Source organism: Micromonospora sp. WMMA1996, assembly GCF_002573675.1.
In the GTDB taxonomy this organism is placed as follows: Bacteria; Actinomycetota; Actinomycetes; order Mycobacteriales; family Micromonosporaceae; genus Micromonospora; species Micromonospora sediminicola.
This window is the reverse complement of record NZ_PDHU01000003.1, coordinates 913517-926207: the sequence shown is the minus strand read 5'-3', so window position 1 is coordinate 926207 and position 12691 is coordinate 913517. Positions and strand designations below refer to the sequence as shown.

Below are 12691 nucleotides of genomic sequence, written 5' to 3'. Positions count from 1 at the left end.
GGGCGCGCCTCACGCACCCCGTCCGCGTCTCGCCGAGGCCTCGTCCCCACTTCCTCCGGGGGACGGGGCCTCAGACGTCCGGGCGCACCTCGGCGAAGTGACAGGCGCTGGGGTGCGGGTCCGCCGCCCGGGGCACCGTCTGCGGGTCCTGGGTGGCGCAGACCTCCTCCGCCTTCCAGCACCGGGTGCGGAACCGGCAGCCCGACGGCGGGTCGGCCGGACTCGGCACGTCCCCGCTCAGCCGGATGATGCTCCGCTCCGTGCGGGCCTCCGGGTCGGGCACCGGCACCGCCGAGAGCAACGCCTGGGTGTACGGGTGGGTGGCCCGCCGATAGATCTGCTCCTCGGTGCCGATCTCGACGATCCGACCCAGGTACATCACCGCCACCCGGTCGGAGATGTGCCGGACCACCGACAGGTCGTGGGCGATGAAGATGTACGAGAGCCCGAACTCGTCCTGGAGCTGCTCCAGCAGGTTGATCACCTGGGCCTGGATGGAGACGTCCAGGGCCGACACCGGTTCGTCGCACACGATGATCTCGGGCCGCAGGGCGAGCGCGCGGGCGATGCCGATGCGCTGCCGCTGACCGCCGGAGAACTGGTGCGGATAGCGGTTCAGGTGCTCCGGGTTGAGCCCGACCACGTCCAGCAGCTCCCGGACCCGCTGCCGGCGGCTGCCCTTCGGGGCGGCCTCCGGGTGGATCGCGAACGGCTCACCGATGATGTCGCCCACCGTCATCCTCGGGTTCAGCGAGGTGTACGGGTCCTGCATCACCATCTGCATGTTCCGGCGCAGCCGGCGCAGCTCCGACCCGGACGCCCGGAACAGGTCCTTCCCCTCCAACGTGGCCCGGCCGGAGGTCGGCGTCTCCAGCCGCATCAGCAACCGGGCCAGGGTCGACTTGCCGCAGCCGGACTCGCCGACCACCCCGAGCGTCTCGCCACGGCGCAGCTCGAAGCTCACCCCGTCGACCGCCCGGATCGCGCCGATCTGCCGCTTGAACAGCACCCCCTGGGTGATCGGGAAGTGCTTCACCAGGTCGTCGACGGCGAGGACGGTCTCGCCCCGGACCTTGGTGGAGTCAGCCGGCGCGGTCATCGTGGACCTCCTGCGCGAAGTGGCACGCGCTGGTCCGGCCGTCGCCGAGCACGAGGTCGTGCGGCACCTCGTCGACGCAGACCTGCTGCGCGTACGGGCAGCGGGGGTGGAACGGGCAGCCGGAGGGGATCCGCATCAGGTTCGGCGGCAGCCCCCGGATCGTGGACAGCGCCCGGCCGCGCACGTCGAGCCGGGGGATCGACTCCAGCAACCCCTTCGTGTACGGGTGGGCCGGCGCCCGGTACAGCGAGCGGACGTCGGCGTGCTCGACGATCCGGCCGGCGTACATGACCGCGATCCGGTCCGCCACGCCGGCGACCACGCCGAGGTCGTGGGTGATCAGGATGAGCGCCATGCCCAGGTCGCGCCGCAGGTCGGCCAGGAGGTCCATGATCTGGGCCTGCACGGTGACGTCGAGCGCGGTGGTGGGCTCGTCGGCGATCAGCACCTTGGGGTCCAGCGCCAGCGCCATGGCGATCATGACGCGCTGCCGCATGCCGCCGGAGAACTGGTGCGGGTAGTCGCCCAGCCGGTTCGCCGCGGCCGGGATGCGGACCAGGTCCATCAGCTCGACGGCGCGGCGGCGCGCGTCGGCCCGGGACAGCCCGGCCCGCTCGCGCAGCGACTCACCGATCTGCCAGCCGACCGGGAAGACCGGGTTCAACGCCGACAGCGCGTCCTGGAAGATCATCGCGATCTCCGTGCCGCGTACCTGCCGGCGCTCCTCCTCGGAGCGGGTGAGCAGGTCCCGCCCCTGGTAGAGGATCTGACCACCGCGTACGTGCGCCGGTGGGGTGTCCAGGATGCCCATGATCGCCTGGGCGGTGACCGACTTGCCGGAGCCCGACTCGCCGAGCACGGCCAGCGTCTCGCCGGCGTCCAGGTGGTAGGTCACCCCGTTGATCACCCGGGCCACGCCCTCCCGGGTGCGGAACTCGACGTGCAGGTCCCGTACCTCCAGCAGGTGCCCGCCGGGCGGGGTGGGGGAGGCCGGCGTGGGCCGGACCGCGTTCTGCGTCATCAGGAAGTCACCGGAGCTTCGGGTCGAAGGCGTCGCGGACCGCGTCGCCGAGCATGATGAAGGCGAGCACGGTCAGCGCGAGGAAGACCGACGGCACGATCAGCGGGGTCGCCGACTCCCGCATGTGCACCCGCCCGGCGTCGATGTCGATGCCCCAGGAGATGGTGGGCGCCTTCAGGCCGATGCCGAGGAAGCTCAGCGTCGCCTCGGCCGCGATGAACGAGCCGAGCGCGATGGTGAGCACCACGATGGCCGGGGCGAGCGCGTTCGGCAGGATGTGCCGCCACATGATCCGGCCGTTGCCGGCGCCGAGCATCCGGGCGGCGGCCACGTAGTCCTGCTCCCGGGCGGTGATGACCGAAGAACGCACCACCCGGGCCGCGGTGGTCCAGCCGAGCAGCGCCAGCACCAGGATGACCGCGAAGAGCCGGACCGTCTCGCCGCTGGTGCTCACCCGCTTGAGCAGCACGATCGCGGCCAGCAGCAGCGGGATGCCGAGCACGATGTCGATCACCCGGGAGAGCACCGCGTCGACCCACCCGCCGAAGAAACCGGCGAGCATGCCGACGACCAGCGCGATCACGCCGGTGATCAGCGCGGAGAACGCGCCCACCAGCAGCGAGGCCCGGGCGCCGTAGACCGCCCGGGCGAACGTGTCGCAGCCCTGGAAGTCGTACCCGAAGATGGCCCCGCCGGACGGTCCGGCGTGCTGCCGGGAGAGCACGCAGTCGCGCGGGTCGTTCGCGGTGAACAGCCCGGGGAAGGCGGCCATCGCGGCGACCAGCACGACCAGCAGCAGGCTGATCCAGAAGACCGGGTTGCGGCGCAGGTCCCGCCAGGCGTCACCGGCCAGGCTGCGCGACCGTCCCGGCCGGCCGGCCCGGTCGGGGGTGCCGGGCTCGCCGGAGACGCCCCGCCGCGCCGACTGGTCCTCCGTCGCCGCCACGGTCTCGAAGTCACTCATGCCCGCGCCTCGCTCCGCTCGGCGCGGTCACGAGCGACCGGGCACGCTGCGTCGATGATTCGTTCGCTGCGCTCACTCATAGCGGATCCTCGGGTCGAGTACGGCGTAGAGCACGTCCACCACCAGGTTGGACAGCAGGTAGACGACGACGAGCACGCTGACGATGCCCACCACCAGCGGGCCGTCCTCGGTGCGGATGCCGCGGAACAGGTTGAAGCCGATGCCGGGGATGTTGAACACGCCCTCGGTGATGATCGCGCCGCTCATCAGGTTGCCCAGTTCCACGCCGAGGAAGGTGACCACCGGGATGAGCGAGTTGCGCAGCACGTGCACGCCGACGATCCGCCGCCGGACCAGGCCCTTCGCGCGGGCGGTGCGGACGTAGTCGGCGCGCAGGTTCTCGGTGACCGAGGTCCGGGTCAGCCGCAGCGCGGTGGCCAGCGAGAGCGAGCCGAGCACGATGCCGGGCAGCAGCAGCGCCCAGAAGGAGGGCTGGGCGCCGGCGGTGGGCGGGAAGATCGGCCAGCGTACGCCGAGGAAGTACTGCGCCAGCGGGGCGAGCACGATGGTCGGGATGCCGAGCACCAGCAGCGTCAGCACCAGCGTGGCGTGGTCGAAGACGCCGGCGCGCCGGATGGCCGCGAGCACGCCGGCGGTGACCCCGAAGATCACGGTCACGGCCAGCGCGATCAACGCCAGCTTCACGGTGACCGGCCAGGCGGCGGCGAGGATGTCACTGATCTGCCGCCCGGTCAGCGACTGGCCGAGGTCGCCCCGGACCAGGCCGCCGAGGTAGTTGACGTAGCGGTAGAAGAAGCCGCCGACGCCGGTCGCGTCCAGGTGGTACTTCTCGGTCAGGTAGGCCCGCTGGGCCGCGGTGACCGGCCGCTCCCCGGCGAGCGCCTGGATCGGGTCACCCTGCCCGGCGAACATCAGCGCGTAGACGATCAGCGTGGTCCCGAAGAAGGCGAGGACCATCTGGAGCAGCCGCCGCAGGATGAACCGGAACATGCTGGCAAGTTTGCCGAAAAGGGGCGAACTACGTGCCAATGCGAGGGCCGGGCCACCCGGTGGGGGTGGCCCGGCCCTCGACGGGGTGGGTCAGGCGCGCTCGATCTTCAGCAGGTCGACCCGGTCGAAGAGGTCCACGTGGACGTTCTTGACCTTGGTGGAGTGGCCGAAGTTGTTCTGCCCGTACCGCAGCGGGATCACCGGCAGGTCCTGCGCGAGCAGGTCCTCCGCCGCCTGGTACTTCTTGATCGCCTCGTCCTCGGTCGCCGCGCGGGCGCCCTCGGCGAGGAGCTTGTCGAACTCCGGGTTGCTGTAGCCGTAGTAGTTCGACGAGCCGTTGGTGCTGTACAGCGGGCCCAGGTAGTTCTCCATGGACGGGTAGTCCATCACCCAGCCCATCCGGAACAGGCCGACCGACTGCTTCTGCTTGAGCTTGGTCAGCAGGTCCGCGAACTTCGGCTCGGCGTTGCCGACGCACTCCACGCCCAGGTTGGCCTTCAGCTGGTTGCAGGTGGCGTCGATCCAGTCCTTGTGGCCGCCGTCGCCGTTGTAGGACAGCTCGATCTTCTTCGGGCCGCCCGCGGCCTCGTACATGGCCTTGGCCTTGGCCGGGTCGAACGCGCCGGCGGTGCCGATGGTGTTCTCCCGGTAGCCGGCGACCACCGGGGAGACGAACGAGCGGGCCGGCTGCTGCGAGTCCTTGAAGATCGACTTGGTGATCTCGTCCCGGTCGATCGCCATCGAGATGGCCTTGCGCACCTCGGGCTTGCTGAACTCCTTCTGAAACGTCGGGAAGGCCAGCACCTGAAGCGACGACGCCGGGCTCTGCTGGAACCGGTCGCCGAGGTCGGTGGCGGCGGTCGACAGGTTCTCGGTCGGGATCGTCTTGATCACGTCGAGGTTGTCCGACAGCACGTCCGCGTACGCGGCGGTCGGCTGCTGGTAGATCCGGAACTCGACGCCGCCGACCTTGGGCTGCTGCCCCGGGAAGGCGTCGTACTTCTCCACCTCGACCTTGGCGTCGTGCTGCCAGTTGCCCTTCATCTTGAACGGGCCCTGGCCGATCGGCGCCTGCTCGTACCCCTCGGCCAGCACGCCGGGCGCGGAGAAGGCCGCCTTGGGCAGCGGGTAGAAGGCGGTGTAGCCGAGCATGGTCTTGAAGTCCACGTACGGCTCGGTGAGCGTCACGGTGAAGGTCAGGTCGTCGACCTTCTTCAGGCCGCTCAGCGTCTGGGCCTTCGGCTTCTCGCCCTGGAGGTCCGCGTAGCCGGCGACCTTCTCGAAGAAGTAGCTCGAGTTCTGGCCGTTCGGGGCGTACGCGCCGTAGTTCCACGCGTCCAGGTAGTTGTCGGCGGTGACCTTCTCGCCGTTGTGGAACGTGTAGCCGGGCTTCAGCTTGATCGTCCAGACCTTGTTGTCCGACGACGTCACCGACTCGGCCGCCACCTCGTGCGGCTTGTTCGCCTCGTCGTAGTCGACCAGCGGGCTGAACAGGGCCGACAGGACCTGGGAGCCGCTCGTCTCGTTGGTGTTGGTCGGCACCAGGTGCTGCGGCTCGGCGATCTCGATCCGCACGGCCGCATCGGGGTCGCCTGCGCCACCGCTGCCGCCGCCCGAGCCGCAGGCCGCCAGGCCCAGCGTCACCGCGAGCGGGAGAGCGGTCCAGGCCGCGAGCCTACGAACACGCATGGAGTCTCCTCATCTCCTCACGCTGCGCTGTCGTCCCGGCGCTGGGTGACTCTGCGCAACGAGCCGTAACGGTAGGTCGCGAGACGGCGACTCGACAACGTGTGCGTTGCGGAGCGGTAACGGTGCGTGCCCCCCGGCCTTGTCGCTACGGCTTCCGCCTGCTAGCTCCGGCCCTCTGGGCGGCATCTTTTCGAAGATGTGCGGCCGGCTCGGGTGTGAGTGGCCCGGATCGCGTGCGCTGCCACGGGCGTCCGGTCCGTCCCGCGCCGGGGTCGGCCGTCCGTTTCTCCAGCCCTCCCGGTGACGCTGCGTGACTTAACGCACGTTGCGGAGCGTCATCGTCGGCCGTCGTCGTCCGGTCCGACCACCGACGTGAGACGATCACGGCGTGACGGCGACGATCCTGGACGGCAAGGCCACGGCGGCGGAGATCAAGGACGAGTTGCGGGAGCGGGTCAAGGCGCTCGCCGAGCGCGGCATCACCCCCGGGCTCGGCACCGTGCTGGTCGGGGAGGACGCCGGCTCCCAGGCGTACGTCAACGGCAAGCACCGCGACTGCGCGGAGGTCGGCATCGCCTCGCTCCGCGTCACGCTGCCGGCCGACGCCGGCCAGGAGCGCCTCGACGCGGCGCTGGCCGAGCTGAACGCCGACCCGGCCTGCCACGGCTACATCGTCCAGCTCCCGCTCCCGAGCCACCTGGACACCCAGCGGGCGCTGGAGTCGATCGACCCGGACAAGGACGCCGACGGCCTGCACCCGGTCAACCTCGGTCGACTCGTGCTCGGCTACGACGCCCCGCTGCCCTGCACCCCGCGCGGCATCGTGGAGCTGCTGCGCCGGCACGACGTGCCGCTGCGCGGCGCGAACGTCGCCGTCGTCGGCCGGGGCAACACGGTGGGTCGGCCGCTGGGCCTGCTGCTGACCCGGCGCAGCGAGAACGCCACCGTCACGCTCTGCCACACCGGCACGCTCGACCTGGCCGCGCACACCCGGGCCGCCGACATCGTGATCGTCGCCGCCGGGGTGCCGGGGCTGCTCACCGCCGACATGGTCACCCCCGGCGCGACAGTGGTGGACGTCGGCATCACCCGAGTGATCGGCGAGGACGGCAAGGGGCGCTACACCGGCGACGTCGACCCGGAGGTGGCCGAGGTGGCCGGCCGGCTGGTGCCGATGCCGGGCGGCGTCGGCCCGATGACCCGCGCCATGCTGCTGACCAACGTGGTCGAGCGGGCCGAGCAAACGGGCTGACCACCCAGGCAGGTCATAACCGTCCGCCCCTGGCCCGATCGGTGCCAGGATGGCTGATACGGTCCGGAAAACCGACTGGTATCAGGGAGTGGGACGACCATGGGTAAGAAGGTCACTGTCGTCGGCGCCGGCTTCTACGGCTCGACCACCGCACAGCGCCTGGCCGAATACGACGTCTTCGACACCGTCGTGATCACCGACATCGTGGAGGGCAAGCCGGCTGGTCTCGCGCTGGACCTCAACCAGTCCCGCGCGGTCGAGGGCTTCGAGACCACCGTCGTCGGCGTCACCACCGGCCCGAACGGCGAGGGTTACGAGGCCATCGAGGGCTCGGACGTCGTCGTCATCACCGCCGGCCTGCCGCGCAAGCCGGGCATGAGCCGGATGGACCTGCTGGAGACCAACGCCAAGATCGTCCGCCAGGTCGCCGAGAACGTCGCCAAGTACGCCCCGAACGCCGTCGTCATCGTGGTGTCGAACCCGCTCGACGAGATGACCGCGCTGGCCCAGCTCGCCACGCAGTTCCCGAAGAACCGGGTGCTCGGCCAGGCCGGCATGCTGGACACCGCCCGGTTCACCAACTTCGTCGCCGAGGCGCTGAGCGTACCGGTGAAGTCGGTGCGGACCCTGACCCTGGGCTCGCACGGCGACACCATGGTCCCGGTCCCGTCCAAGAGCACGGTGAACGGCAAGCCGCTGCGCGACGTCATGCCGGCCGAGCAGATCGAGGAGCTGGTCGTCAAGACCCGCAACGGTGGCGCCGAGGTCGTCGCGCTGCTCAAGACCGGTTCGGCCTACTACGCGCCGTCCGCCGCCGCGGCCCGGATGGCGAAGGCCGTGGCCGAGGACTCCGGCGAGGTCATGCCGGTCTGCGCCTGGGTCGACGGCGAGTACGGCATCGACGGCGTCTACCTGGGTGTCGAGGCGGAGATCGGCGCCGAGGGCGTGAAGCGCGTCGTCGAGACCGACCTGGACGCCGACGAGTTGGCCGCTTTGAAGGAGGCCGCCGAGGCCGTCCGCGCCAAGCAGGGCGACGTCGCCTCCATGTGACCCGAGCATCACCCCGGAAGGGGCGGCCGGCTTCCGCCGACCGCCCCTTCCCCCCTTTCCGCCCTACCCCACCCGCCTCGGTGATCAAGGAGTTCGGGTCGGGCTTCGCGGGGAATCGAGACGCCAACTCCTTGATCAACTCGCCGGGGGGTGAGGGGTGAAGGGGGTGGGGAGGTGGGGGGTGGCCAGGAGGACGGGGGAGAGGGTGCGCAGGGTGGACTCGCGGGAGGCGCGCGCCCGGGGCGGGTCCTCCTCGTGGGCGTAGGGGAGGGACGGGTCGACCAGCTGGATCGAGTGGACCAGCAGGTCGCCGGTGACCAGGAGACGGTCGTCGCCGTGCTCCACCAGCACCGACTGGTGGCCGGGGGTGTGGCCGGGCGTGCTCAGCACGCGTACCCCGGGGGTCAGTCGGGTCTCGCCGTCGAGCACCCGCAGCCGGCCGGCGGCGCGCAACGGCCCCAGCAGCCGGGCCGGCAGGTCCGGGTGGAACAGCTCCAGCGCGTCCAGCTCCGCGCGCTGGACCAGATGGTCCGCGTTCCCGAACAGCGGACCGGCCCAGCCCACGTGGTCGCTGTGCAGGTGGGTGAGCACGACCGTGCGCACGTCCGCCGGGTCGATGCCGGCGGCGGTCAGCTCGGCGGGCAGCCGGCCCGGCACCGGCGCCCAGCTCGCGGCGAGCGCGTCCGCCGGGCCGATGCCGGCGTCGACCAGGGTGACCGGGCCGTTCCCGGCGCGCAGCGCGAACGCGCGGAAAGGCAACCACCAGCCGCCGTCCGGGCCGACGGCGTCCGGGTCCCGCCGGTCCGCCTCGCGCCACTGGGCGTCGGTGGCGCCCGGGAACGCCTCCTCGCGGGGCTGGAAGAAGGGACCCGCGCCGTCGAGCAGTGCGGTGACCGTGATAGACCCGACCGTGTGCGTCAGCGGCATCCGGGAAGGATGCCATCGCGACCCGTTCCGGGCGATCCCGTTTCCCGGGGTGAGGCCGGCTGGGGCGCCCCGGTCAGTTTGCAGTACGCTCGTACTGCTTGAGCACGTGTCCCCCGAGAGGAGCGCCGGCCGATGGCGAAGATCAAGGTAAACAACCCGGTCGTGGAGATCGACGGCGACGAGATGACCCGGATCATCTGGAAGCAGATCCGGGAGCAGCTGATCCTGCCCTACCTCGACGTCGACCTGCACTACTACGACCTGTCGATCCAGCACCGCGACGCCACCGACGACCAGGTCACCGTCGACGCCGCCAACGCCATCAAGGAGCACGGCGTCGGCGTCAAGTGCGCCACCATCACCCCGGACGAGGCCCGGGTGGAGGAGTTCGGCCTGAAGAAGATGTGGCGGTCGCCGAACGGCACCATCCGCAACATCCTCGGCGGCGTGGTCTTCCGCGAGCCGATCATCATGTCGAACGTGCCGCGGCTCGTCCCGGGCTGGACCAAGCCGATCATCATCGGCCGGCACGCGCACGGCGACCAGTACAAGGCCACCGACTTCGTCGTCCCCGGCCCGGGCACGGTCACCATCACCTACACGCCGGCCGACGGCGGCACGCCGATGGAGATGGAGGTCGCCAACTTCCCCGGCGGCGGCATCGCCATGGGCATGTACAACTACGACGAGTCGATCCGGGACTTCGCCCGCGCCTCGTTCCGGTACGGCCTGGACCGCAACTACCCGGTCTACATGTCCACCAAGAACACCATCCTCAAGGCGTACGACGGCCGGTTCAAGGACATCTTCGCCGAGGTGTTCGAGAACGAGTTCAAGGCCGAGTTCGACGCCGCCGGCCTGACCTACGAGCACCGGCTCATCGACGACATGGTCGCCGCCGCGCTCAAGTGGGAGGGCGGGTACGTCTGGGCCTGCAAGAACTACGACGGTGACGTGCAGTCCGACACCGTCGCGCAGGGCTTCGGCTCGCTCGGCCTGATGACCTCGGTGCTGCTCTCCCCGGACGGCCGTACCGTCGAGGCCGAGGCCGCCCACGGCACGGTCACCCGGCACTACCGGCAGTACCAGAAGGGCGAGAAGACCTCGACCAACCCGATCGCCTCGATCTACGCCTGGACCCGGGGCCTGGCCCACCGGGGCAAGCTGGACGGCACCCCGGCGGTCACCGAGTTCGCCAACACGCTGGAGCAGGTCATCGTGGAGACCGTCGAGGGCGGTCAGATGACCAAGGACCTCGCGCTGCTCATCTCGCGGGACGCCCCGTGGCTGACCACCGACGAGTTCATGAACGCGCTCGACGAGAACCTGGCCCGCAAGCTCTCCGCCTGACGTGCAAGGAAGGGCCCCTTCTTAACGCCTGGCGTTGTAGAAGGGGCCCTTCTTAACACCTCAGGGCCTGGGCGCGACACCCGACTGGCGTGACTTCGCTCGGTGCGCCCTCGTTGACCCTGGTGGACGAGATGCCAGTCGCGTCCAGGAAGGTCGGCCGCGGTCACGCGCCGACCAGCCGACCTTCGTGGCTGCTGAGCGCAGCCAGCCGTCCCTTCCCTGCGGGGGGCCCTGTCCCGGGCCCCCCGCGCCCTCACGCCTTGCGCCGGTGTTAAGAAGGGGCCCTTCCTCTACCGCAGGCGTTAACAAGGGGCCCTTCCTTTCACGCGGCGCGGAGGAGTTCGGCGGCGCGTTCCGGGGCGATGTCGTTGATGAACACGCCCATGCCGGACTCCGAGCCGGCCAGGTACTTCAGCTTGTCCTTCGCCCGCCGGATGCTGAACAACTGCAGGTGCAGGTGGCCCAGCTCCCGGTCGATCCGCACCGGCGCCTGGTGCCAGGCGGCGATGTAGGGCATCGGCAGGTCGAAGAGCCCGTCGAAGCGGCGCAGCAGATCCAGGTAGAGCGGCCCGAAGGCGTCCCGCTCGGCGTCGTCGAGCGCCGGGATGTCCGGCACCGGCCGGTTCGGGGCCACGTGCACCTCGAACGGCCAGCGCGCCGCCGCCGGGACGTACGCGGTCCAGTGCTCGTTGCTCGTCACCACGCGTTCGCCGGCGGCGCGTTCGGCGGCCAGCACGTCGGCGTAGAGGTTGCCGCCGGTGCGGTCGGCGTGCCGCCGGGCGGCGGCCAGCATGGTGCGGGTCCGCGGCGTGACGAACGGGTACGCGTAGATCTGGCCGTGCGGGTGGTGCAGCGTCACCCCGATCTCCACGCCCCGGTTCTCGAACGGGAAGACCTGCTCCACGCCGGGCAGCGCGCTGAGCGCGCTGGTGCGGTCGGCCAGCGCGTCCAGCACGGTCCGCACCCGCCGGGGGGAGAGCCGGGCGAACGAGGCGTTGTGGTCGTCGGTGAAGCAGACCACCTCGCACCTGCCGCGCCCGGGGCGGACCGGGGTGAACGGGGTGATCTCGGCCGGCTCGTCGGCCACCCGCTGGCTCAGCGAAGGGAACCGGTTCTCGAAGACCACCACGTCGTAGTCGGGCGCCGGGATCTCGCTGTGCCGGTCGCCCCGGGACGGGCAGAGCGGGCACTGGTCCGCCGGGGGCAGGAACGTGCGGGTCTGCCGGTGCACCGCCACCGCCACCCACTCGTCGGTCAGCGGGTCGTACCGCAGCTGCGAGGCCGGCGGCGGCGGGGGCAGATCCCGCCGGTCCGGCTGGTCCCGCACCGCGTCGTCCCGCTCGTCGAAGTAGATCAGCTCCCGGCCGTCGGCCAGTTCGATCTGCGTACGCTTCACTCCGCCCCCTTCGTCGCCGGCGCCGTCACCAGCTCACCGACCCTGTCCTCGAGTACCCGCCGTGCCTCGGGTGCCAACCGGTCGTCGGTGACCAGCACGTCCGCCGCGTCCAGGCCGACGATCGAGGAGATGCCGACCGTGCCCCACTTGGTGTGGTCGGCGAGCACCACCAGCCGGTCGGCGGCGGCCACCAGCGCCCGGTTCGTGTCCGCCTCCATCAGGTTGGGCGTGGTGAACCCGGCCCGCTCGCTGATCCCGTGCACGCCGAGGAAGAGCAGGTCCAGGTGGAGCGCGGCGATGGCAGCCACGGCCAGCGGGCCGACCAGCGCGTCGGACGGCGTGCGCACGCCGCCGGTGAGCACCACGGTCTGGTCCGGGCGGCCACCGACGTGCAGGATCTCGGCCACCGGCAGCGAGTTGGTGACCACGGTGAGCCCGGGTACGTCCACCAGGCGACGGGCCAGCTCGGCGGTGGTGGTGCCGGCGGAGAGCGCGATCGCGGCGCCGGGGCGGACCAGCCGGGCGGCGTGGTCGGCGATCGCCGCCTTCTCGGCGGACTGGCGGACCGACTTGGCGGAGAATCCGGGCTCGTCGGTGGAGCTGGGTCCGGCGAGCGTCGCGCCGCCGTGCACCTTGGCGAGCAGGCCCTGCTCGTGCAGCGTCTCCAGGTCCCGCCGGATGGTCATGTCGGAGACGCCGAACTCGGCGGCCAGCTCGGTGACCCGGACGCCGCCGGCGGCGCGGACCCGTTCCAGGATGGTGGTCTGTCGTTGCCGCGCCAGCATCCCTGGTCACCTCCCGAGCCTCGCGACCGGGCACGCGACGATGCGCACTCACGCGGTCGAACGTATTTCAACAATAACGAACACTAGCGTGCGGGCGGGGCGGATGCGAGACCGCCGCCGTCCCGGAACGGGACGACGGCGGTCGGA

11 protein-coding genes are annotated in these 12691 nt (G+C 71.0%); 3 read left to right on the top strand and 8 right to left on the bottom strand.

Going from position 1 to position 12691, the window contains the following annotated elements; all coding sequences use genetic code 11:
* Nucleotides 1-70 precede the first annotated feature (70 nt).
* The 5 genes from COO58_RS23975 to COO58_RS23955 all read right to left on the bottom strand — a co-directional run bounded on the left by COO58_RS23975 (nt 71) and on the right by COO58_RS23955 (nt 5784).
* Nucleotides 71-1099: an ABC transporter ATP-binding protein gene (locus tag COO58_RS23975; RefSeq protein WP_098747266.1), complete on the bottom strand. Its 1029-nt coding sequence runs from the start codon at nt 1097-1099 to the stop codon at nt 71-73.
* The gene (locus tag COO58_RS23970; protein ID WP_098747265.1) at nt 1083-2120 is read right to left on the bottom strand and encodes an ABC transporter ATP-binding protein; all 1038 of its coding nucleotides are present in this window, start codon (nt 2118-2120) and stop codon (nt 1083-1085) included. The genes COO58_RS23975 and COO58_RS23970 overlap by 17 nt, the downstream gene beginning before the upstream one ends.
* Nucleotides 2121-2127: 7 nt before the next feature.
* Complete coding sequence (locus COO58_RS23965; protein WP_091570486.1) at nt 2128-3084, bottom strand: ABC transporter permease; 957 nt, start codon at nt 3082-3084, stop codon at nt 2128-2130.
* Between the two features lie 72 nt (nt 3085-3156).
* Nucleotides 3157-4095 carry an ABC transporter permease gene (locus COO58_RS23960; protein WP_098747264.1) on the bottom strand — a complete coding sequence of 313 codons (939 nt, stop codon included), beginning with the start codon at nt 4093-4095 and terminating at the stop codon, nt 3157-3159.
* A gap of 90 nt (nt 4096-4185) precedes the next feature.
* Entirely contained in the window at nt 4186-5784 is a 1599-nt protein-coding gene (locus COO58_RS23955) for an ABC transporter substrate-binding protein (RefSeq protein ID WP_091570494.1), read from the bottom strand.
* A 388-nt stretch (nt 5785-6172) separates the two neighbouring features.
* Between COO58_RS23955 and COO58_RS23950 the strand changes: the two genes are divergently transcribed.
* Nucleotides 6173-7036, top strand: a complete 864-nt coding sequence (locus COO58_RS23950) for a bifunctional methylenetetrahydrofolate dehydrogenase/methenyltetrahydrofolate cyclohydrolase (protein ID WP_091570499.1) — start codon at nt 6173-6175, stop codon at nt 7034-7036.
* 99 nt (nt 7037-7135) lie between these two features.
* The gene (gene mdh / locus COO58_RS23945; protein ID WP_098747263.1) at nt 7136-8086 is read left to right on the top strand and encodes a malate dehydrogenase; all 951 of its coding nucleotides are present in this window, start codon (nt 7136-7138) and stop codon (nt 8084-8086) included.
* Nucleotides 8087-8221: 135 nt separating this feature from the next.
* Here mdh and COO58_RS23940 read toward each other — a convergent pair whose 3' ends face one another.
* Complete coding sequence (locus COO58_RS23940; protein ID WP_098747262.1) at nt 8222-9013, bottom strand: MBL fold metallo-hydrolase; 792 nt, start codon at nt 9011-9013, stop codon at nt 8222-8224.
* Between the two features lie 132 nt (nt 9014-9145).
* Between COO58_RS23940 and COO58_RS23935 the strand changes: the two genes are divergently transcribed.
* The gene (locus COO58_RS23935) at nt 9146-10363 is read left to right on the top strand and encodes an NADP-dependent isocitrate dehydrogenase (RefSeq protein WP_098747261.1); all 1218 of its coding nucleotides are present in this window, start codon (nt 9146-9148) and stop codon (nt 10361-10363) included.
* A gap of 322 nt (nt 10364-10685) precedes the next feature.
* Here the strand turns inward: COO58_RS23935 and galT are convergent, their stop codons facing one another.
* Complete coding sequence (galT, locus tag COO58_RS23930) at nt 10686-11759, bottom strand: galactose-1-phosphate uridylyltransferase (RefSeq protein ID WP_091570516.1); 1074 nt, start codon at nt 11757-11759, stop codon at nt 10686-10688.
* Nucleotides 11756-12544: a DeoR/GlpR family DNA-binding transcription regulator gene (locus tag COO58_RS23925; protein ID WP_091570520.1), complete on the bottom strand. Its 789-nt coding sequence runs from the start codon at nt 12542-12544 to the stop codon at nt 11756-11758. Before COO58_RS23925 ends, galT begins: the two co-directional genes overlap by 4 nt.
* Nucleotides 12545-12691: the final 147 nt, after the last annotated feature.

Coding starts and splice junctions, on each gene's coding strand:
- COO58_RS23955 (WP_091570494.1), bottom strand. CDS start 5,784: ATGCGTGTTCGTAGGCTCGCGGCCTGGACCGCTCTCCCGCTCGCGGTG.
- COO58_RS23975 (WP_098747266.1), bottom strand. CDS start 1,099: ATGACCGCGCCGGCTGACTCCACCAAGGTCCGGGGCGAGACCGTCCTC.
- COO58_RS23970 (WP_098747265.1), bottom strand. CDS start 2,120: ATGACGCAGAACGCGGTCCGGCCCACGCCGGCCTCCCCCACCCCGCCC.
- COO58_RS23960 (WP_098747264.1), bottom strand. CDS start 4,095: ATGTTCCGGTTCATCCTGCGGCGGCTGCTCCAGATGGTCCTCGCCTTC.
- COO58_RS23935 (WP_098747261.1), top strand. CDS start 9,146: ATGGCGAAGATCAAGGTAAACAACCCGGTCGTGGAGATCGACGGCGAC.
- COO58_RS23925 (WP_091570520.1), bottom strand. CDS start 12,544: ATGCTGGCGCGGCAACGACAGACCACCATCCTGGAACGGGTCCGCGCC.
- COO58_RS23940 (WP_098747262.1), bottom strand. CDS start 9,013: ATGCCGCTGACGCACACGGTCGGGTCTATCACGGTCACCGCACTGCTC.
- COO58_RS23965 (WP_091570486.1), bottom strand. CDS start 3,084: ATGAGTGACTTCGAGACCGTGGCGGCGACGGAGGACCAGTCGGCGCGG.
- mdh (WP_098747263.1), top strand. CDS start 7,136: ATGGGTAAGAAGGTCACTGTCGTCGGCGCCGGCTTCTACGGCTCGACC.